Consider the following 1105-nt stretch of genomic DNA (forward strand, 5'->3'; position numbering starts at 1 on the left):
CCATTTCCATCTTTTACCCAACCACTCTGTTCAGTAGCTTGCATATTTTGAGCTGTTTCGGCTGAACTTACAATTGGCTGAATGCTCAAGCCGAGAGTCGTTGCTAATGTAAGTGCTGCAATTTGTTTTTTCATAATTTTAATAACCCCCTATAGATATTTTTTCAGAGATCTACTATAAAAAAAAGTTATGATATATTTATGTAATTTAACATTTATAGTAGATTCATATAATAAAGTGAATAAAACGCTTATTATATTATTAATTTTGTTTTTAAAATCTGTAGAAATCACCCCATTTATATGTAATAGCTTAACTTCAATACATGAATTCCAAGTTTAAGAATGCTTGTAAACGTAGTATAAAATTAATAGATTTAAAAAATTTCTACAGATAAATATAAATCAATTGATTATTATGTATTTCCCTTGTAATGTAAACGATTACGCTGCAGTTTTTTATAAACAATAATTGCAACTATATTGATGTTACGCTATATTGAATGTTAAAAAATATTCATTTAAGAATAAATTGTTAAATTGCAGGAGAGAAAATGGATTTGTCTTATATAAATTTTCAGATAAGCATAATGAAAGGTTAAAAGTCATGTCAGAGAAGTATAAGCAATTTAGTAAATAAAAAAGGAGAGGCTATTACAGCTCTCTTCAATGAATTGTATTTCAAAGTAACATGTGTTTAAGCGCATAGATTTCAAAAGAGAGAAAGAATCCCTTGTTGAAGATTTTGGTTTTATTTATTAATAATTACGGTACGTGAAATTATCTGCAGTATGATGAAAAGCCCTCATAGATCTTACACCTATGAGAGCTACCTAAGGGTATTTAGACTTTCGACTTCATACTATTTGTTATTGTCACTAATGACGGTAAAATTGACACATACTCCATTCTGTCATAACCAAAGATAAATCCTCTCTTTTTTACACATATGTTAGTATCATAAATTACTTTTTCATTTAGAATGTTCTTATTACTAGTTTGTTTTTCGTATAAATGTACCCTATTTATCCTCCCTCTTTTACGCTTCTCTATATTTGTATCCTATACAATAAAAATTTCTTTTTTCTTATCCATTTCTTACAATT

The organism is Bacillus sp. CCNWLW194, from assembly GCF_037120585.1.
Taxonomy (GTDB): Bacteria; Bacillota; Bacilli; order Bacillales; family Bacillaceae_G; genus Bacillus_A; species Bacillus_A basilensis.